General features: G+C 47.6%; 19 protein-coding genes and 1 tRNA gene. 15 read left to right on the top strand and 5 right to left on the bottom strand.

Going from position 1 to position 18,751, the window contains the following annotated elements; all coding sequences use genetic code 11:
- The first annotated feature begins 302 nt into the window (after positions 1 to 302).
- From H8S75_RS00535 to H8S75_RS00575, 10 genes are all read left to right on the top strand, one after another.
- Entirely contained in the window at positions 303 to 2,369 is a 2,067-nt protein-coding gene (locus H8S75_RS00535; RefSeq protein ID WP_187018495.1) for a ribonucleoside triphosphate reductase, read from the top strand.
- Positions 2,370 to 2,900: 531 nt separating this feature from the next.
- Positions 2,901 to 3,215 carry a DUF6783 domain-containing protein gene (locus H8S75_RS33230; protein ID WP_349768841.1) on the top strand — a complete coding sequence of 105 codons (315 nt, stop codon included), beginning with the start codon at positions 2,901 to 2,903 and terminating at the stop codon, positions 3,213 to 3,215.
- A 129-nt stretch (positions 3,216 to 3,344) separates the two neighbouring features.
- Positions 3,345 to 4,151 (top strand): gluconate 5-dehydrogenase, encoded by an 807-nt coding sequence (locus tag H8S75_RS00540; protein WP_055658310.1) that lies wholly within the window; start codon positions 3,345 to 3,347, stop codon positions 4,149 to 4,151.
- 192 nt (positions 4,152 to 4,343) lie between these two features.
- A complete protein-coding gene (locus tag H8S75_RS00545) occupies positions 4,344 to 5,036 on the top strand; it encodes a GntR family transcriptional regulator (RefSeq protein ID WP_187018497.1) in 693 nt (230 codons plus the stop codon).
- Positions 5,037 to 5,039: 3 nt separating this feature from the next.
- Entirely contained in the window at positions 5,040 to 5,825 is a 786-nt protein-coding gene (locus tag H8S75_RS00550) for a carbohydrate-binding protein (RefSeq protein WP_187018498.1), read from the top strand.
- A gap of 23 nt (positions 5,826 to 5,848) precedes the next feature.
- A complete protein-coding gene (locus H8S75_RS00555) occupies positions 5,849 to 6,046 on the top strand; it encodes a hypothetical protein (RefSeq protein WP_187018500.1) in 198 nt (65 codons plus the stop codon).
- 135 nt (positions 6,047 to 6,181) lie between these two features.
- Positions 6,182 to 7,126 (top strand): mannose-6-phosphate isomerase, class I, encoded by a 945-nt coding sequence (gene manA, locus H8S75_RS00560; protein WP_002603018.1) that lies wholly within the window; start codon positions 6,182 to 6,184, stop codon positions 7,124 to 7,126.
- Positions 7,127 to 7,185: 59 nt separating this feature from the next.
- On the top strand, positions 7,186 to 8,064 hold the full coding sequence (locus tag H8S75_RS00565; protein WP_187018502.1) for an ROK family protein: 879 nt from the start codon (positions 7,186 to 7,188) through the stop codon (positions 8,062 to 8,064).
- A 107-nt stretch (positions 8,065 to 8,171) separates the two neighbouring features.
- A complete protein-coding gene (locus H8S75_RS00570; protein ID WP_187018504.1) occupies positions 8,172 to 8,606 on the top strand; it encodes a surface protein in 435 nt (144 codons plus the stop codon).
- 379 nt (positions 8,607 to 8,985) lie between these two features.
- On the top strand, positions 8,986 to 11,157 hold the full coding sequence (locus tag H8S75_RS00575) for a YhgE/Pip domain-containing protein (protein WP_187018505.1): 2,172 nt from the start codon (positions 8,986 to 8,988) through the stop codon (positions 11,155 to 11,157).
- Between the two features lie 2 nt (positions 11,158 to 11,159).
- Here the strand turns inward: H8S75_RS00575 and H8S75_RS00580 are convergent, their stop codons facing one another.
- From H8S75_RS00580 to H8S75_RS00595, 4 genes are all read right to left on the bottom strand, one after another.
- The gene (locus H8S75_RS00580; RefSeq protein WP_187018507.1) at positions 11,160 to 12,389 is read right to left on the bottom strand and encodes an MFS transporter; all 1,230 of its coding nucleotides are present in this window, start codon (positions 12,387 to 12,389) and stop codon (positions 11,160 to 11,162) included.
- Positions 12,386 to 12,970: a winged helix-turn-helix domain-containing protein gene (locus H8S75_RS00585; protein ID WP_187018509.1), complete on the bottom strand. Its 585-nt coding sequence runs from the start codon at positions 12,968 to 12,970 to the stop codon at positions 12,386 to 12,388. Before H8S75_RS00585 ends, H8S75_RS00580 begins: the two co-directional genes overlap by 4 nt.
- 293 nt (positions 12,971 to 13,263) lie before the next feature.
- Positions 13,264 to 13,410 (bottom strand): hypothetical protein, encoded by a 147-nt coding sequence (locus H8S75_RS00590; protein WP_022031632.1) that lies wholly within the window; start codon positions 13,408 to 13,410, stop codon positions 13,264 to 13,266.
- Between the two features lie 186 nt (positions 13,411 to 13,596).
- Positions 13,597 to 13,851, bottom strand: coding sequence for a hypothetical protein (locus H8S75_RS00595; RefSeq protein WP_002603026.1), 255 nt, complete (start codon positions 13,849 to 13,851; stop codon positions 13,597 to 13,599).
- 241 nt (positions 13,852 to 14,092) lie between these two features.
- Between H8S75_RS00595 and H8S75_RS00600 the strand changes: the two genes are divergently transcribed.
- From H8S75_RS00600 to H8S75_RS00615, 4 genes are all read left to right on the top strand, one after another.
- Entirely contained in the window at positions 14,093 to 14,869 is a 777-nt protein-coding gene (locus H8S75_RS00600; RefSeq protein WP_002603027.1) for a hypothetical protein, read from the top strand.
- Between the two features lie 268 nt (positions 14,870 to 15,137).
- The gene (locus H8S75_RS00605; RefSeq protein WP_187018511.1) at positions 15,138 to 15,929 is read left to right on the top strand and encodes a TatD family hydrolase; all 792 of its coding nucleotides are present in this window, start codon (positions 15,138 to 15,140) and stop codon (positions 15,927 to 15,929) included.
- A 51-nt stretch (positions 15,930 to 15,980) separates the two neighbouring features.
- Positions 15,981 to 16,397, top strand: coding sequence for a hypothetical protein (locus H8S75_RS00610; protein WP_187018512.1), 417 nt, complete (start codon positions 15,981 to 15,983; stop codon positions 16,395 to 16,397).
- A gap of 118 nt (positions 16,398 to 16,515) precedes the next feature.
- Complete coding sequence (locus tag H8S75_RS00615) at positions 16,516 to 17,181, top strand: hypothetical protein (protein WP_187018514.1); 666 nt, start codon at positions 16,516 to 16,518, stop codon at positions 17,179 to 17,181.
- A gap of 570 nt (positions 17,182 to 17,751) precedes the next feature.
- Here the strand turns inward: H8S75_RS00615 and H8S75_RS00620 are convergent.
- Positions 17,752 to 17,825, bottom strand: a tRNA-Pro gene (locus tag H8S75_RS00620).
- A gap of 103 nt (positions 17,826 to 17,928) precedes the next feature.
- Between H8S75_RS00620 and H8S75_RS00625 the strand changes: the two genes are divergently transcribed.
- On the top strand, positions 17,929 to 18,744 hold the full coding sequence (locus H8S75_RS00625; protein ID WP_187018516.1) for a Cof-type HAD-IIB family hydrolase: 816 nt from the start codon (positions 17,929 to 17,931) through the stop codon (positions 18,742 to 18,744).
- Positions 18,745 to 18,751: the final 7 nt, after the last annotated feature.

Consider the following 18,751-nt stretch of genomic DNA (forward strand, 5'->3'; position numbering starts at 1 on the left):
AAAGGGAGGGGCCGGCAAGAGGGGGATTCTTGCCGGCCAGAGTATGAAAAAAAGTTTTGTTTGGTTTTTCTCTGTTACATGTATTACTATACATGAGATATGTGAAGAATTTTTGATGAAAATATGAAAAAAATGTGTACATTTGAATTGGGACAAGTAACACCATAGCAGTTGAAACATTTACTCAAGATATTGTGTATACAGTATTTCAGCTTATTGTATGTTGTGACTTTACAGGAAATCTGGTATATTTGTAAGAGTATTGTAAGAGCAAATGAGACATAAGGAAAGAGGGGACAGGCATGATTTTAGTAGTAAAACGTGATGGGGCAATCGTAGAATTTCATCTGGAAAAGATCTCCGAAGCTATAAGGAAGGCGTTTAAGGCGACGGGGAAATTTTATACGGAAGATATTGTGGAACTGCTGTCGATCAGAGTGACGTCTGATTTTCAGGAAAAGATGAAGGGCGACCAGATTGCGGTCGAGGATATTCAGGACAGCGTGGAGAAGGTGCTGGAGGAAGCCGGCTATACGGACGTGGCGAAGGCATACATATTATACAGGAAGCAGCGGGAGAAGATCAGGAATCTCGGTAAGACAACGCTGGATTATAAAGATGTGGTGGACAACTATGTGAAGGTGGAAGACTGGCGGGTGAAGGAGAATTCTACGGTCACATACTCCGTGGGCGGTCTGATTTTAAATAACTCAGGCGCGGTTACGACTAATTACTGGCTGACGGAAATCTATGATAAGGAAATTTCCGAGGCTTATATGGGTGGTGATCTTCATATTCATGACCTGTCCATGCTGACCGGTTACAGCTGTGGCTGGTCTTTAAAGAGGCTTCTGATGGACGGGCTCGGCGGAATTACAGGAAAGATTACGGCGGCTCCGGCGAAGCATCTGGCCACGCTCTGCAATCAGATGGTCAATTTTCTGGGAATAATGCAGAATGAATGGGCGGCCTCCCAGTCATTCTCTTCTTTTGATACGTATCTGGCGCCCTTTGTTAAGGCGGACAACCTCTCGTATGACCGGGTGAAAAAGTGTATGGAGGCATTTGTCTTTGGCGTAAATACGCCCAGCAGATGGGGGACTCAGGCACCATTTTCCCATATTTCCCTGGATTTGATGGTTCCGGAGGATATGGCATCGCAGAAGGCCATCGTGGGTGGACAGGAGATGGATTTCACCTATGGGGAGTGCCAGGCGGAACTGGATATGGTGGACCGGGCATTTCTGGAGACTATGCTGGAGGGTGATGCCAGCGGACTCGGTTTTCAGTATCCAATCCCGTCCTATGGGCTGACTCCGGACTTCGACTGGTCTGATAATGAGAGAAACCGGCTATTGTTTTCGCTGGCTTCCCATTACGGTACGCCGTATTTTACGAATTACGTCCGCAGCGGACTGAAACCGGGAGATGTGAGAATTTCCTATGATGGGGTAACTCCTGATTTACACGAGCTGCGCAGCAAAGCAGGCGGTTTCTTCGGATATGGGGAACATACAGGATCGATCGGCGTGGTTACGATCAATTTGCCGAGGATTGCGTATCAGTCGAAGAACGAGGCGGAGTTCTATGAGAAACTGGATAAGATGATGGATCTGGCGGCGCGTTCCCTGCGGACGAAGCGTGAGGTGATCTCCAATTTACTGAAGAACGGCCTGTACCCATATACGGCCTGCTATCTGTCTGATTTCAGCAACCATCTTTCGTCCATCGGCATTATCGGGATGAATGAGGCCGGCCTGAATGCACCGTGGCTGGGAGAGGGCATGGAATCGGAGAAGACGAGACAGTTTGCCGCTGCCATATTAAATCATATGAAGGAAAAGATCGTGGGATACCAGCTGGAATACGGGGATCTCTACGGTCTTGAGGCGACGCCGGCTGAGTCGGCTACCTACCGTTTCGCCATGCTGGATAAGGAAAAATTTCCTGGTATCAAGACGGCGGGGCACGAAGGAGATGCACCGTATTATACGAACAGTACGAAGCTGCCTGCGGACTACGATGGTTCCCTGGAAGATGCTCTGGCGAATCAGGATCAGCTCCAGCCGCTTTATACGGCAGGAACCGTGTTCCATGTTTATATGGAACGCGAGTTTGACGACTGGAAGAAGGCGCGGGATCTGCTGCACGACATAACGACCGGTCATGATATTCCTTATTATACGCTGTCGCCGATTTACTCTATCTGCCAGTCCTGCGGATATCTGCCGGGAAGGCAGAATGTGTGTCCCAAATGCGGAGGGCGCGCCGCTGTCTACAGCAGAATTGCCGGTTATTACAGACCGGTTCACGACTGGAACGAGGGGAAGGCACAGGAGTTCAAAAACAGAATCATGTTCCGTGTCTGAGTTTTGGCTATCCTGTAAGCAGCAGTGAATTTTCCGATTATGCACATCTAAGGTATATTCGCATATGATATAGTACAAACCTGATAAATTAAAGGAGATCAATCATATGTGTTGTTGTAATAATAGATGTAATGTAAATTGTGGATGTAATTGTGGATGCGGTTCCTGGAGCTGTGGATGCGGAAATAACAATAATAACAATAATAATTCCTGCTCATGCAGACCGAATGACTGGGCTAACTGCCAGTTCCGCCGCGGCTATGCTGCAGGCTTTAACGCAGGTTATGAGACCGGCTTCAGAGATGGCTTCTGGGCAGGCAATAATAACAACGTAATGCCGATTACGGCTCCTGGCACCGCTGCTGAAGGCGGATGCGGATGTGGCTGCCGCTAATCACCTCGTAAAAATGGATATTCGTTGACACGATAAGATCCGCCGGCACATTGAGTGCCGGTGGAAACATTAAACAGTAAACAGTAAACAGTAAAAAGAAAAAAGAAAAGCCAAAAGCCAAAAACAGAAAAGCTTTTATGAAACGCAGAAATGAGCCGTTTCATAGAAGCTTTTTTCCTGCGTTTCCCCTGCGCATATCTGAAAACCCATTCCACCCGCTGCCCACTCCGCTTCGCAGCATATTAAGCCCCTATACAGTCAGCGCAGCCCGCTGCACCTCCTCCATTGGGACTCAATTTCCCACAACGTGTGACTTACAGCTGACGAAAAGCAATTTTCAAACACACGCAGGTTTTCAAGAGCCGATCATCCGAATAAGAAAAAATAATGACAAAAAAAGGGAATATAGTTTGGTGATATTGCACATTGTAAAACTGAATACATTATGCTAGTCTATATACAAGTCATTGAGGTTGTATACAAATTAAAAGATTTGAATACATTTAGAAAAACAGACCGGGATGACGGAATAACTGACCAGACCAAAAAAGAAATAAGTAAAGGAGAAACAAATCATGAACATGGATTACTTAACAGACAAGTTTTCGCTGGACGGAAAAGTTGCACTGATTACAGGTGCTTCCTACGGAATTGGTTTTGCAATGGCAAAGGGAATGGCTGCAGCCGGCGCAACGATCGTGTTTAACGATATCAAGCAGGAATTAGTAGATAAGGGAATTGCTTCCTATAAAGAAGAGGGAATCGATGCTCACGGCTACGTATGTGACGTAACCAATGAGGCTGCTGTGAATGAGATGGTAGCCCGTATCGAGAGCGAAGTCGGCGTGATTGATATTCTTGTGAACAATGCCGGTATTATCAAGCGTATCCCGATGTGCGATATGACCGCTGAGCAGTTCAGACAGGTGATTGACGTTGATTTAAATGCTCCATTTATCGTTTCCAAGGCAGTTATTCCGTCTATGATCAAGAAGGGACACGGCAAGATCATCAACATCTGCTCCATGATGTCTGAACTTGGACGTGAGACTGTATCCGCTTATGCGGCGGCAAAGGGCGGCTTAAAGATGCTGACCAGGAATATTGCGTCTGAATACGGTGAATTCAACATTCAGTGTAACGGCATTGGACCTGGCTACATAGCGACTCCTCAGACTGCTCCGTTACGTGAGACACAGCCGGATGGCTCCAGACATCCATTTGACCAGTTTATCATTTCCAAGACACCGGCAGGACGCTGGGGAGAAGCGGAAGACCTTGCTGCACCGGCAGTATTCTTAGCTTCCGATGCATCTGATTTCATCAATGGACACGTTCTCTACGTAGACGGCGGTATCCTGGCTTATATCGGCAAGCAGCCGCAGTAAATGACTGGAAACAGGGACCGGCGGGAACGGTAATGCTGCATAGACGGCAATTGACCGTAAAGAAAGGTTATGCTATACTATGAGCACCCGGTGTACTTAAGCCTGGTTATAAAAGAACGAATATTCATGCCATGATTCTGTTTCCGGCAGAGCTCATGGCATGTTTTTTAGAAATGATGACGGAGAGGTGCCATGGAAGAGAAGACGAAAGCCTATAAAAACCGCGGGGAGCTCGTTTTTGAGACGTTAAAGCGGGAGATACTGGACCTGGAGCTGAAACCGGGGCAGATGATCAGTGAGAATGAGATCTGCGAGCGTTTCGGCGTTTCGAGGACGCCTGTGAGAGAAGCGGTCAGAAGACTGCAGGAGCAGGGGTTTGTCATTTCCGTGCCCTATTCCGGCACTCAGGTAACGCTTTTAAATTTGAACAATATCAAACAGATGATCTATATGCGCGTGGCGGTGGAGACCATGGTCATGCGGGATTTTGTGGACATTGCGACTCCGCTGTGGATGGAGGAGGTCCGCTACATGATCAGAAAGCAGCAGGCCCTCATTCAGGAGAAGGGATTCGAGCCGGAACAGTTCTACCGCATGGATGCGGAGATGCACGCTATCTGGTTCCGGGCCACGGACAAGATGAAGCTCTGGGATATGATTCAGGCGCAGCAGCTTCACTATACCCGGTTCCGTATGCTGGATTTCGTTACAGAGACGGATTTTACCAGGATCATACGGGAGCATACGGAGCTCTTTGAACTGTTGGAGAAAAAGGATATTGCCGGGCTGGAGCGTTCCCTGAAGGAACATCTCTATTACAGCATGAAACGCATGAAACACCAGATTGATGTGGAATATAAAGATTATTTTGAACAGGAGGAATAGACGATGGCGAAAGTATCGATTACCGTAAAAGATGAAAATGGCGCGGTAAAAAGCTCTGTCTGCGGTGAGGAACGGGCCGTTCTCGTTTACGAGGGCGCGTACGGCGAAGGAGATACCATCACATTTACGACAGACGCAGTGAACCAGCACTACGTGGTTCGTGTGGATGACACCATGGATGAGGCGCTTGTTTATATCACGAAGCCGGAAGTGGTTTATGGGATCCCATTTGATGAGAAGAAGGTTTCCTATAATCCAAAATCATTTGCCGGGGAGAAACACTATCTGACCATGAGAACAGCGGAGGCGTATGAGACCGCGGCTTACCGCAATCTTGCAAAGAACGTGATGGACCAGCACGGCGATCCGGGATGTTATCCCCATGTGTATGCGAATGTGGAGACACGCGGCGAAGCGGTGTTTGCAGCGCGCAATGCCATTGACGGCGTGGTTTCCAACGAATCTCACGGTGAATGGCCGTATGAGTCCTGGGGAATTAACCGTCAGGATGATGCGGAGATGACCCTGGAATTCGGTCGTCCCGTGGATTTTGACAGGATTGTTCTCGTTACGAGAGCCGATTTCCCTCATGATAACTGGTGGGTAAAGGCGACGTTTACCTTTTCCGACGGCACCACGGAAGTGGTGGATATGGAAAAGAGCGTGAAGCCTCATGAGTTCAGAATTGAGAAAAAGGGAATCACCTGGTTGAAACTCAGCGATTTGATCAAGGCAGATGATCCGTCTCCGTTCCCGGCGCTGACGCAGATTGAAGTTTACGGGAAGTAAGAGACTGCAGGAAGCAGGAGAAAATGAAGTGCAAATATAAGGTACGCAGCCCCGCCGAGGTCTGCGTACCTTATTTGTCAATTTCTTGTAACAGTTCAGACGGCGGAAAAATCAGTGCAAAGGCGGGCGTTAAGCTTGCTTATAAGACCGTTTTTGCACTGATTTTTACATCGGATGGAAATCCGATGCTTCTTGACCGGATTTTTCGGTCAAGAAGATGAGCCGTCTGAACTGTTGCAATTCCTTCACGATATTTGAAATTTCCTCTTTCCCTTTTTCCTTTATTCGAGTAAAATGGTACTATGACAGACACCATTGAGGGGTGGTATAATGAGTCATAATAAGGAGGAAAACATATGGAACTGCTGTTTATGGAGCCTGTGTTCAAGGAAGCAATATGGGGAGGCACGAAGCTTCGCGACGTGTTCGGCTATGAGATTCCAAGTGATACGACAGGCGAATGCTGGGCTGTGAGCGCCCATAAGAATGGAGACTGCCGGATCGCCGGCGGTATGTATGACGGACGGCTGCTGAGCAGCCTGTGGGAAGAGAAACCGGAGCTTTTCGGGAATTATCCGGGAGATCAGTTCCCTCTTCTCGTCAAGATTATTGATGCAAAGGCGGATTTAAGCATTCAGGTTCATCCGGATGACGAGTATGCGAAGGTTCATGAGGACGGATCGCTGGGAAAGACAGAGTGCTGGTATATTCTGGACTGTGACCCGGGGACGGAGATTGTCATCGGCCACCATGCAGGGAGCCATGAGGAGATGGAAGCCATGATCCGCGGCCATCAGTGGGACGAATTTATCCGCAAGGTCCCGGTGAAGAAGGGCGACTTCTTCCAGATCAATCCGGGATGCGTCCATGCCATCAAGGGCGGGACTCTGATTCTGGAGACCCAGCAGAGCAGTGATATTACATACCGTGTCTACGACTATGACAGACTGTCCGATGGAAAACCGAGGCAGCTGCACGTGGAACAGAGCATTGCGACCATTGAGGCGCCGTTTAAAGAGGCCTCCTGTGACACCTTTACGGAAAAAATACCGGGGGCTGTGCACACGCACCTCATTACGTGTCCGTTCTATTCTGTGGACAAGTATGAGATTGACGGCGTGTTTACCAGGGAATTCAGCCGGTTTTTTGCCAATGTCAGCGTGATCAGCGGCAAAGGCTATGTAAACGGAATTCCGCTGGAAACGGGACAGCATTTTATCGTTCCGGCAGGAGCTGGAGAATTGAGATTTGAAGGAAAGATGTCGGTGATCTGTTCCAATCCGGAGTCAGGGACTCTGTAGGAAGCTGCGGCACATCGGGATTCAGATAAAGGAAGAATACAGACAGGAGGAGTAATGAGATGAGACTTGGAGCATTAGAGGCAGGCGGGACTAAGATGGTTTGCGCCATCGGCAACGAACAGGGTGATATTTTTGAGCGGGTTTCGATTCCGACGGAGACACCGGAGATTACGATGCCGAAGCTGATTGCATATTTTAAGGACAAGGAGATCGAAGCGCTGGGAATCGGCTGTTTCGGTCCCATCGATTTAAACAGAAAGTCGGAGACCTACGGATACATTACCACGACACCAAAGCTGAAATGGGCCAATTATAATATAGTAGGCGCGTTCCAGGAGGCGCTGGGTGTACCGGTTGGCTTCGACACGGATGTGAATGGTTCTGCGCTGGGTGAGGCGACCTGGGGCATCACAAAGGGGCTGGAAAACAGCGTGTACTTTACCATCGGAACCGGAGTGGGCGCCGGAATCATTTCCAACGGAAAGCTGCTCCACGGCATGCTTCATCCGGAAGGCGGCCATGTGCTTTTAGCGAAGCATCCGGACGACACGTATGCGGGAAAATGCCCGTATCACAGAAACTGTCTGGAAGGACTGGCTGCGGGACCAGCCATTGAAGAGCGCTGGGGCAAGAAAGGAATCGAGCTTGCAGACAGGAAGGAAGTATGGGAGATGGAGGCCTTCTACATCGGCCAGGCCATCGTGGATTATATCGTGATCCTGTCTCCTCAGAGAATCATTCTGGGCGGAGGCGTTATGCATCAGGAGCACATGATGCCGTTGGTGAGAGAAGAAGTGAAGCGCCAGCTAAACGGCTATATCCAGACAAAGGAACTGGAGGATTTGGACAGCTACATCGTTCTTCCAAGCCTGAATGACAATCAGGGAATCATGGGAGCCTTAAAGCTCGCCATGGATGAACTGGAGCTGGCAGAGTAAGCGGGTAATTGCCATTTTTCTCCTAGTGATAAAGCAATACTGGTATGTTATGATACGCTTTGTAACAGAAATGTAACAATTTTGTAATATACAAGGAGGACTTTATCATGAGAAAGTTACCATTATATGTTCTGGCAGCAGCAACCGCACTGAGTATCGCCAGTGTACCGATGACGGCTCACGCAGCGACCTTTCAGGTAGTTGGAGGCGGCAATGGTATGAATAGTTATATGACTAACTGCAGCGGACAGACCGGCAATTTGGCAAATATGTTAAGTCAGCTGGGCGCGGGTACGGGCAGCAGAACCAGCTTGGGCTGCGGTCTCGGTCAGAACTTAGCGGGTAACGGATCCTGCGGTTACGGCCAGGGCTGTGCGGACAACGGATCCTGCGGCTACGGTCAGGGTTGTGCAGACAACGGATCCTGCGGCTTCGGTCAGAGCTGCTCCGGCAACCAGAACTGCATCAACAGTCAGAGCTGCGGCGGAAATCAGAACAGCGGTATGAACGGACAGAATTTTCCTTTCATGATGATGCGTTAGAGCACTTTTCAAACACGCTCTGATTCACGGTGTGACTACGGAAGAAAAACAGCGTTAGAACGAATAGAATAAAAAGAAAAATGATACATAAACAGAAATAAAAAGCAGAGAAAAAAGCAGAGAAAAGAATCTCCGCTGCACAGATCGGAATGTGCGGCGGGGATTCTTTTTTTCTCCTGCGATTTTCTTCTGAAACAGGAATACGGTTACCATTCATGGCCCCGTCTGCCCTGTCTGGTCCGTGAATGGTAACGGAATACGACACATCCCCCAATCTGCCTATTGACTTTTAATTTCCACACCGCTATAATCCATTACGTTTAAAAAGATAAACACACTTCTAAACACACTTCAGGGCAAAACAAGGAGGCTTGGAAAGATGAAGCAGATATGGGCCATATTTCTCAGAGATATAAAGAACATAGGAAAAAATCCGGTGGCGGTTATCGTAGCGCTGGGAATTATGATACTGCCGTCGCTGTATGCCTGGTTCAACATCGCGGCGAACTGGGATCCTTACGGTAATACGAAGGGGCTCCGGGTGGCTGTGGCCAGTCTGGATCAGGGGACACGGATCGAACAGCTGGACACCACCGTAAATATCGGTGACATGATTATTTCCAATCTCCATGAAAATGATCAGATTGGATGGCAGTTTGTGGATGAGGAACAGGCGGTGGAGGGCGTGAAGGCGGGCCGTTATTACGCCTGTGTCATCATTCCGGAGGACTTCAGCGAGAAGACGGCCAGCATCTTTACATCGAACGTTCAGAAGCCGACGCTTCAGTACTATGTGAATGAAAAGAAAAATGCAATTGCCACGAAAATAACGGATAAGGGCGTCAGCACCATCCAGCAGCAGGTGAATGAATCCCTGATCAGCGCTTCCTCTGAAGCTCTGGGAAAGGCATTTCACGTCACCTACGGTACGGTGGAAGGGAAGAAGGAGGATCTGGCGGATGAGATGGTGTCCTCCATGAAGGATGCCAGAAATGACCTGGTTTTGATGGGCAGCTCGGTCGGCGCATTAAAGTCGTCTCTGACTGCAGGAAAAGGTCTTTTAAGCAGTGTTCAGGCAATGCTTCCGGATTCCAAAGAGCTGCTTAAGTCGGGGCAGGACACGGGAGCGGAGGCCAGCCGTCTCATCCGCACCTCAGAGGATTTGTCCGACACCATGACAGACAGCGTGGGAAATGTGCTGGACATCGAAGATGGCCTGATGGACTCTGTGGACCGCTCGGTCCGCGATGCCATTGACCGCTGGGACCGCGATACGAACGCGGCAGCAGGGGAATTAAACAAGGCCTCTGACGTATTAAATACACTGCTGAATGTGAACCAGAAGCTTTATGATCTGGTGAACAATTTAAAGGAGAAGATTCCCGGACCGGGAAAGGTTCTGGGCGTGCTGTCCGATATGATTACCAGCCAGATCGACAGGCAGAAAAATATGATACATATGATAGAGACGGCGGAGGACACGGCCTTAAGGACGGGGAAGCTTCCGGAGGACGCCAGACAGGAGATCAGGAAATCACTGGAGGAGATGATGGATCAGGGGGCGCGGATTACGGATCAGTATCACAGCCAGGTGAAACCGGCCCTGACGGCAGGACTGGACAGTCTTTATGACAGCATTTCCGCCGCGTCCGATTACGCCGTCGGTATTAACGGGCTTCTGCCGCAGATTGACGGCACCTTGACTCAGACCACGGGTTCCTTTGACAGTCTGATCGAGACGCTGGACCAGACTGCGTCCATGATCGCGGCCGGTGAGGAAAAACTGGACCGCATCATCGATGAGGTGGAATCCGTGGAGGAGAGCGAGCGGCTGGCCAAGATTGTGGAGATCATGAAAAATGATCCGGAGACCATGGGGGATTTCCTGTCATCCCCGGTGAATCTGGAGGAGAATCAGATATATCCCATTGAAAATTACGGTTCGGCCATGACTCCGTTTTACACGATTCTCGCCATATGGGTGGGCGGCCTGGTCCTGGTGGCTGTTTTGAAATGCCGCGTCGTGGAGGACGAGAAAATTCATGGCGGAAAGGCGTATGAAAAATACTTTGGAAGGTACTTCATCTTTATGGTGTTCGGTGTGGCGCAGGCGCTAATCGTGTCGCTGGGAGACCTCTACCTGCTGAAGATCCAGTGCCTGGAGCCGGCGAAATTCGTGCTGGCGGCGGTTCTGGCGAGCGTGGTGTTTGTCAATATCATCTACACGCTCACCATCTCCTTCGGCGATGTGGGGAAGGCCCTGGCGGTCGTCCTGCTCGTTATTCAGGTGGCCGGGGCAGGGGGTACCTTCCCGATCGAGGTGACGCCGCATTTCTTCCGTATGGTCAATCCGATGCTGCCGTTTACACACGCCATTAATGCCATGAGGGAGTGCGTCGGCGGTATCTACGGAAATGCCTACCGTGAGGATATGGCAAAGGTCCTCTTATATCTGCCCATCTCCCTGTTTGTGGGCGTGGTTCTGCGAAAACAGGTGATCAGGATGAACGATTTCTTCGAGCGCAAGCTGGAGGAAACCGGGGTGATGTAGGTTTAACAGCCAGCTTCGGCGGCGTGGCAGCGCGTTACGGCCCGGTAGTGGAAAATCATGATTCCGCCAATGGTGAGGGCTGAAAACAGAGGGAACAGAAGCCAGACATACGACAGGGAAAGGCCGCTTACGATCAGACTTCCCAGTACGGAGGCGGCCAGCCCTCCAGCCCGCAGGGACAGGGAGAGAACCGACATCATGCTTGCGCGCTGGTCATTGCCGACGGCCTCATGAAAGATTGTATTTTCAATCAGATTCCCGGCGCCCAACACAATGTAGACCAGGACGAAGAGGGCCAGAAACAGCCAGACCCGGTGGGTAAATCCCAGGGCGGCGACGCTTAACACGAGAAGAAAACGCAGGAACCAGTATGTACGCCAACTCTTTTGTGGTGTGAGCACTGCTTTTTTGGACTGCATGGCTGCCTCGGCCGCTTTACTGCCGATGGTGACGCCTAAGTAGCCCAGGCAGGTGACCACACCGAAGATCCATCCCAGTTGTTCAGGGAGAAATGTCTTGAGCGTCGGCTGCCAGTAGACTTCTACGGTACAGAGAAGCAGCCCGTAGGCGGCAGACATCAGAACAATGGTGATGACCGAAAGGCTGTTTCGGAGGGAGTGATACAGGCCCCGGAGCTGCTCCTTAAACTGGAGTGCTGGGGAAAGGGGACTCCTTTCACGGGCAGGCTCCTTCACAAAGCAGGCGGCCAGAAACAGGATGAGCGTCTGTATGGCCAGAGCCAGGATCAAGAGAAGATTATAGGAGCCGTCCAGAAATCCCAGGATACCGCCGGTAATGGATCCGAGAGCCAGGCCGACACTGTCGATGACAGCCATGGTGCTGTTGATCTTTTCCAGATTCCGGCCCTCCTGCTCCCGGAGATACGCCTCGATCTCCAGTGCCTCGATGGAGCCGGAGCTGAAAGCACGGCCGATACCCTGCATGGCACACGCGGCGGCCAGCATGAAGAAATGGCTGCTGAACATAAGCAGGACGTAGTTTGCCATCATGAAACAGGCAGACAGTAAGAAAATTTGTTTCCTTCCGATCAAATCCGCCATAATTCCGCTGGGGAGTTCCAGCACGACGACCATGACGGCAAAGATTCCGATGCACAGCGACAGGTTTTCCAGGGTGGCGCCGTGACTTAACAGCACGAGGGAGAGTACCGGCGCGAGAAGTCCGGTACCGAAGGCATTGGCCCCAAATAACAGGATGTGGCTTCGTTTCATGATGGCTGCTCCTCCTTTTCTTCCGGAATTGGACTGTGGGGATATGCTACCAGGCCAAATTCCCAGGGAATCGTGTCTTCGCCCGGAACCGAGTGTGCATCGGTGAAATCCAGGATTAAGTGGTACAGCTCCTCCGCATCTTTTTTCGATAAATGGACGACTCCGCTGGAAAAATCTCCGGTCGTCATCACATCAGACTTATCTTTCGCCCGCTTTAGACGGTCTTTAAAACCATTCCAGAGTTCCGTCATGATATAATCCGACAGATAGAAGCGCTCTTCCCTTAAATCATCATCCAGATTCCCGCCTATGGAGACGGAGACCGGAAGCTTTTTGTAGTATTTCGCCTGGATTCCATGGATGGATTCCGTGTGGTCCAGCTCCAGCAGGCCCAGTTCCTCCAGCTTCCTGATATGGAGCGAGACGGAAGAGGCCGATATCTTTAAGACATTCGACAGCTGCTTGGGGGTCATGGGCTTACCGTTTACCTCCAGGGCCTTTAGAAGGCGCTGACGCTGCGGGTTCATATAGATATCCATTTGTTTCCGGGTAGCCAGTGTTATCATTTTCCGTTCTGACATAAGATCCTCCTTTACGGCAGACCGCTTTTTGCAGACCGAAAGAACAGAATCTTCCGATGGGGCGGGGCGGTGTCGTTTTTCCATCTGTATAGATGTTTTTTTGCAGTATATATTACTATTATTATAACGTTACATATTGTGTAATGTCAAGATGGATTTATAAAGCTTTTTGGCCTCCTGTTTTGTGCTGTTTTTGAGATGGATTTGACAGAACAGATGTATAAAAAAATCCGAACCGGAGCCGATGAATGCTTATCGGGTTCCGGTCCGGATTCTGGGTGCGGATCACATGATTACTGACCTTCGTTCACGATTTCCTGCAGAACGTTGATAAGATCGTAGATCGTGTTAATCTGCACGTTCCGTTCCAGGATTTCATTTTTCAAATCGATGGAAAGCGTCTCGAATTTGGCCTGGACGGCGGGAGCAATATAGGACATGTTCATCACCTCCTGGTTAGGATGTGTAGTGAGAGGATAAGATATACGGATTGTGAAAGAGAATTTGACTGAAATTGCAATGTGAAAAAATACCGGAAATCCTTTTTTAGAGGACTCCGGCATTTTTTATTCTGGTGGTTCTGAGTATACCATTCAGGATAAGAGGAATGCTCCAGTTATGAAAAACTAGAGCATGGTTATACTGGTCACATACGGTTCACCGTTTAGTGGCTGATAAATATCTACGACAGCAAACTGTGGGTTTAAATCTTCTGTCTGCGGTTCTGCGATTGTCATGAATTTGTAATTGGTTCCATTTACTACCTGCGTTGCTACGGCTATGGGAGTATAGAAGAAATCGTTATGTCTTCCGATTGCATTAAAAAATATGAAGGAGTCATATGGCGTAAGATATGACTGATAAGACCATCCGCCTGGCATGTGTCACCTCATGAACGTTAGTTAGTACAGTATATGCATTTTTTTTGAATTGTCGATTCCTATTTTACATAATTTGACGCTATATTTTCGTACAGGCGGCAGATAATATAGGGTGAGGGAACAGTTTCAGGGCGTAAAAATAACATTTGTGCACGCTTTTATACATTACCGCACATTTTTGTAACCATAAAATGGATATTTATGGTATAATTAACCATATGGTCCACAACAGGAGGATTCCATGCACGTTTTTAATCCGGTATTTTATGATGAATATAACCTGATGAACTATCTGGATTTTGCAGTTATGAAGACGGCGAAGCTGTATCCGGATGTGCTGAGGGAGGAAATTTATCTGCTGTTTTATTTAATAAAAGATAATTTCCAGGCAAATATGAAATATCTGAGAGAGAACAATGTAGACGTGGATTGCTTCGGCTTCCTGCCTGTCAGGAGAAATACCAGGAACTCCGTGGAAGCGTTTTTTGACATGTTTAATTTGATTAACGCTGAGAATTATATATCCGTTCTGCTGTACATGAATGATAAAAAGAATAACCGATACGACGATCTTTATAAGAAATATGCGTTTAAAGGTGATTTTACGATTATCAGCAAGAGGGATATCGCAAAAGATCATGGCTTAGGCCGGATTACTGATGATGAGAAGATGGCTAAAATCGACCAGGTGGAGAGCGGATCCAACAGTTATATTCATCCGAGTATCTTTATACCCCTTTATACGCCTGCGGATATTGAGGCAAAGGAGGAGATCCTGCGTGATTTGCTCCGGGTCAATACCTGGCTGTTAGGCGGCGCATACCATCAGCTGTGCTGCTTTATATTGAACAAATATGGCTCACTGAAATCCTTTGAATGCCTTCACTGCACGAAGAATGCGGCGTGTTTTGAATGCTTTGAAAATTATTATGTTTCATTTAAAGAGATGATTGAACAGGAACTGTTTCCGCTGAGCCAGGAATGCGGCAGTGATGAACCATTTAAAAATATGAGGTAAAAACTATATGAAATACAATTTCGCTCACTTGATTTGTGTGTGAATGAGATGGAACGGGCTTGTTGAAGTTTTACGAGAATTCCGGCTGGGATTATTTGCGTATAAAAAGATGGGGGCGGAACATACATATGGAAGTAACCGCCTGCCGAGTAGCGAAGTGGAAAGTATGGAGCTGCTGAATCAGAAGCTGGAGAGCCTGGAGCTTTGCTTTCCTCTGACGAAAAGATAAGGATTGGAATGATGCCGCATCATTCCCGAAAGGAACGATATGGAGTTAAAATATATTGATATAGGATTAAATTTGATGGGAAAGCAGTTCGATTCAGACCGGGAAACGGTTGCAGCCGATTCGTTTGCAGCCGGTGTCGGCTTTATCGTGACGGGAACGGATCTAAAATCAGACCGCGCGGCGGTCGATTATCTGAAAAAAAGCAGATTTGAGCATGCATGGTGCACCTGCGGAATTCACCCGCACAATGCTGACCGATGGGACGAGAATTATAAGAAACAGCTGTTGGAGCTGATTCAGCGCAACCGCGGAATCGTGGCCGCTGTGGGGGAGGCTGGCCTGGATTACGACAGAATGTTCTCCACTAAGGAAAATCAGAAACGGTGTTTTTCGGATATTCTCGACATTGCCGAGAGCCTGGAACTGCCGCTTTTTCTTCACGAGCGGAGCGCGGAACAGGACTTTATAAAATTGATGAAACAGCATCAGGAGCTGTGCCGGAGAAGCGTTGTGCATTGTTTTACCGGTTCAAGGGGAACGGCATACCGGTATTTACAGCTGGGATGTTATATCGGAATCACAGGCTGGATCTGTGATGACAGGAGGAACAGGGAGGTAGTGGAGGCCGTCAAAAGCATCCCCCTCGACCGGCTGATGATCGAAACGGACGCGCCCTATTTGACACCGCTGAATATCAAGGGGCTGCCGCGGCGAAATGTTCCGGTAAATATAAAATATGTGGCAGAAAAAATTGCCGCAGTCAAAAATACAGACGTTGAAGCCGTGGAGCAGGCAGCGCTTAGAAATACCAGGCAGTTTTTCAATCTATAAACGGGTTAATGGATTGTCATATGCAGTGAAATAAAATGTGGGAGGAAACCAATGTCAACTACATATTATATAGCAAACAGAAAGAGAAAAAAAGAGTGCGGGGAATTTAAGAAATTCTGGGAAGAAGAATGGTTTCCGGAGATTACAGATAAGCTTTACCAATTCTGTACTGGGACAAACGGTGAGATCGTAAATAAAGATCTGGCAGAGAGCATCACAGAAGATAAAATGTGCGGGTTTTCCTGCACGCCGCTCAGCAATACCTTATACGAGGAGGCGTTTCTTACGGTGAATAAGTCCGGCGTATTCTGGCATAAGTGTGAGGTGGAAGGCGTTCTGCTGAACAGCCTCGAGGAGCTGATTAAATTTTTCTCGAAGAAGGCCAACCAGGAGACGTATTCGCTGGAGGATCAAAATGGACGGGTATGCACCCTGAATGATTTGATCAGGGAGCTTAGCGGGAAATAAAATGGTACAATTCATCATATGGATTAGAACCATTGGGCACTTTTACCGGGGGTCATATAAATCTTTTTAATATACAATGGATAAGCAGCAGGATTACCGCTGTAATTGGAGAGTTACTATGGAAATATTCGGAAATATTATAGTATCAATAATAACTGCATCATTAACATTCATAATAACGCATTATGAGATATATAAAAAACGTTCAACGAATAAACTCGAGATATCCTATAATAAATTCTATTATCCAGCTCTTGTATGGGGGGAAAAACTTAATTTTACGTGTACGGCCTATGATAATTATGTGAGCCAGGTAAAGACTAGAATAAAAGCTTATGATAAGTATGTTACAGGAGAAACCAAAAAACTATTTAGTAAGCTCGAAGAATCACTGATAGATCATAAAGGTACTGTAGCTGCCTATGAAAAGTTTTACAAAGATATTAAGCACAATAATCAAAAATTGAGAAGTGAAATTGGGTATATAGAACCGAATTATATTGAAAAATTTATAGCTAAGAGTACAACAGAGAAGTTCTCGACAGTACTTCCTATTATTTATATAGCATACGCTCTATTTACATATGCCAGTGTAGTATATTTTGGCATGAATAATAGGCTTACTCTATATTTTGTTGGAATAGGCGCTGTTATTTTGTTTATCTTGGCGATTATTTTTATAGTAGTAGCAATTATTGAACTAATTAACGATATAAAAATTTTTATAAGAAGAAAAAAGGTAGTTCGTAGGGTTAGAAAAAAAGATTTATATAAGTATAAGTGATACTTCATTTTCAAATAAACAGAAGAGGCTAAGGGAAGTAGCTTAAAAAAGAAACAGCATACTTTTGTTGGGATAAGGGGAAATATACGCTCTTTATGGCTGTTCTCCTGCATGTTTATAAAAATGGAAGGGCTGTGGAAAAATGGAATTAGATCAATTCCATTTTTTACAGCCCCTTTTTGAACGGATTATCTGTATTATCAAGAAGGAAAGAGATAATTTCTGCTATGATTTTTGGCCTGGTCAGAATGCCCAGATTTGTTTTGCCAAGCTCATAATCAGCATAGGTTCTCTGGCTTATATGCAGGAGATTAGCAATGAGTCAGAATGAGTGGAACTTCTGAGATTCCCCAATTGCCTAGAGATGCAGGCTTGCCAGGTCTGCTGTTTATAAAAGGAAATTGGATGAGATCAGAAGGTGGTTAGGCCATACGACCAAAGAAATGACGCTTAAATATCTATAGAAGTAATAATTGTCTTCAACTGTCTTCAAAAAATAAGGCGTTTTTGGATAATAAAAAAAGTGTCAGAAGCCTTATAAATAAAGACAATCCAACACTTCTGTGTGAATCGGAGTAACAGGATTTGAACCTGCGACCTCTCGGCCCCCAGCCGAGCGCGCTACCAAGCTACGCCATACTCCGTTTCTGGTCACTATGGTATTATAGCAGAAAGTTTGCGATTTGAAAAGTATATTTGTTGAAATATTTTATATTTTAAGATATGATGGTAAGGACGATATGATTCATGGAGAAAAGACAGGTGAGAAAGAATATGAAACCGATCGTGAGTTTTGATGTAGATATGACACTTTTGGACCATAAGGACTGGACGATACCGGACAGCGCCATGGAGACCCTGGAACGGCTCCGGGAGAATTACACCATTGTGCTGGCCACCGGCCGTGATATGGATTCCAGCTTCAGCATTGTGTTAAAGGAACAGATCAGGCCGGATGCCATCATTCATTTGAATGGAACGAAGATTACGGTGGGGGACACGATTATTTACGAGCATCTGTTTGATAAGGAACTGATGAGGCAGATCATTGCCTATGCACAGAATGATGCAGCCTGCAGCGTGGGAGCCAGTGTGGGCGGGTATGATTACTACGTGCATCCGGAAGTGGTGAACCGTCACGATACGGATCTGTGGGGAGAATGCGGACGCCGGTTTGCGGACCCGTGGAAGCTTCCTGATTTGGATGTCAGGACAATGGCATACATTGGAGATGAAAAGGGCGCAAAAGCCATGGGGGCCCGGTTTCCCGAGGTAAATGTGCACATGTTCGCGGAAAAACGGGGCGCGGATGTGGTGGAGAAGACAGCCAGCAAGGCTATGGGGCTGATCCGCCTCTGCGACTATTTTAATATCCCTCTTTCCAGTACGGTGGCCTTTGGGGACAGCATGAACGATTACGATATCGTGAAGACGGCAGGCATCGGAATCGCCATGGGAAACGCCATGGAAGAGCTTAAGGAAGCCGCGGATTATGTGACTGATGCCGTGAATTCGGATGGAATCCGCAATGCCTGTGTGCATTTTGGGCTGATCCGGTTATAAGGGTGTG

Origin of the sequence: Hungatella hominis, from assembly GCF_014288005.1 — a bacterium.
GTDB lineage: Bacteria > Bacillota > Clostridia > Lachnospirales > Lachnospiraceae > Hungatella > Hungatella effluvii.

Coding starts and splice junctions, on each gene's coding strand:
- H8S75_RS00535 (WP_187018495.1), top strand. CDS start 303: ATGATTTTAGTAGTAAAACGTGATGGGGCAATCGTAGAATTTCATCTG.
- H8S75_RS33230 (WP_349768841.1), top strand. CDS start 2,901: ATGAAACGCAGAAATGAGCCGTTTCATAGAAGCTTTTTTCCTGCGTTT.
- H8S75_RS00540 (WP_055658310.1), top strand. CDS start 3,345: ATGGATTACTTAACAGACAAGTTTTCGCTGGACGGAAAAGTTGCACTG.
- H8S75_RS00545 (WP_187018497.1), top strand. CDS start 4,344: ATGGAAGAGAAGACGAAAGCCTATAAAAACCGCGGGGAGCTCGTTTTT.
- H8S75_RS00550 (WP_187018498.1), top strand. CDS start 5,040: ATGGCGAAAGTATCGATTACCGTAAAAGATGAAAATGGCGCGGTAAAA.
- H8S75_RS00555 (WP_187018500.1), top strand. CDS start 5,849: ATGAAGTGCAAATATAAGGTACGCAGCCCCGCCGAGGTCTGCGTACCT.
- manA (WP_002603018.1), top strand. CDS start 6,182: ATGGAACTGCTGTTTATGGAGCCTGTGTTCAAGGAAGCAATATGGGGA.
- H8S75_RS00565 (WP_187018502.1), top strand. CDS start 7,186: ATGAGACTTGGAGCATTAGAGGCAGGCGGGACTAAGATGGTTTGCGCC.
- H8S75_RS00570 (WP_187018504.1), top strand. CDS start 8,172: ATGAGAAAGTTACCATTATATGTTCTGGCAGCAGCAACCGCACTGAGT.
- H8S75_RS00575 (WP_187018505.1), top strand. CDS start 8,986: ATGAAGCAGATATGGGCCATATTTCTCAGAGATATAAAGAACATAGGA.
- H8S75_RS00580 (WP_187018507.1), bottom strand. CDS start 12,389: ATGAAACGAAGCCACATCCTGTTATTTGGGGCCAATGCCTTCGGTACC.
- H8S75_RS00585 (WP_187018509.1), bottom strand. CDS start 12,970: ATGTCAGAACGGAAAATGATAACACTGGCTACCCGGAAACAAATGGAT.
- H8S75_RS00590 (WP_022031632.1), bottom strand. CDS start 13,410: ATGTCCTATATTGCTCCCGCCGTCCAGGCCAAATTCGAGACGCTTTCC.
- H8S75_RS00595 (WP_002603026.1), bottom strand. CDS start 13,851: ATGCCAGGCGGATGGTCTTATCAGTCATATCTTACGCCATATGACTCC.
- H8S75_RS00600 (WP_002603027.1), top strand. CDS start 14,093: ATGCACGTTTTTAATCCGGTATTTTATGATGAATATAACCTGATGAAC.
- H8S75_RS00605 (WP_187018511.1), top strand. CDS start 15,138: ATGGAGTTAAAATATATTGATATAGGATTAAATTTGATGGGAAAGCAG.
- H8S75_RS00610 (WP_187018512.1), top strand. CDS start 15,981: ATGTCAACTACATATTATATAGCAAACAGAAAGAGAAAAAAAGAGTGC.
- H8S75_RS00615 (WP_187018514.1), top strand. CDS start 16,516: ATGGAAATATTCGGAAATATTATAGTATCAATAATAACTGCATCATTA.
- H8S75_RS00625 (WP_187018516.1), top strand. CDS start 17,929: ATGGAGAAAAGACAGGTGAGAAAGAATATGAAACCGATCGTGAGTTTT.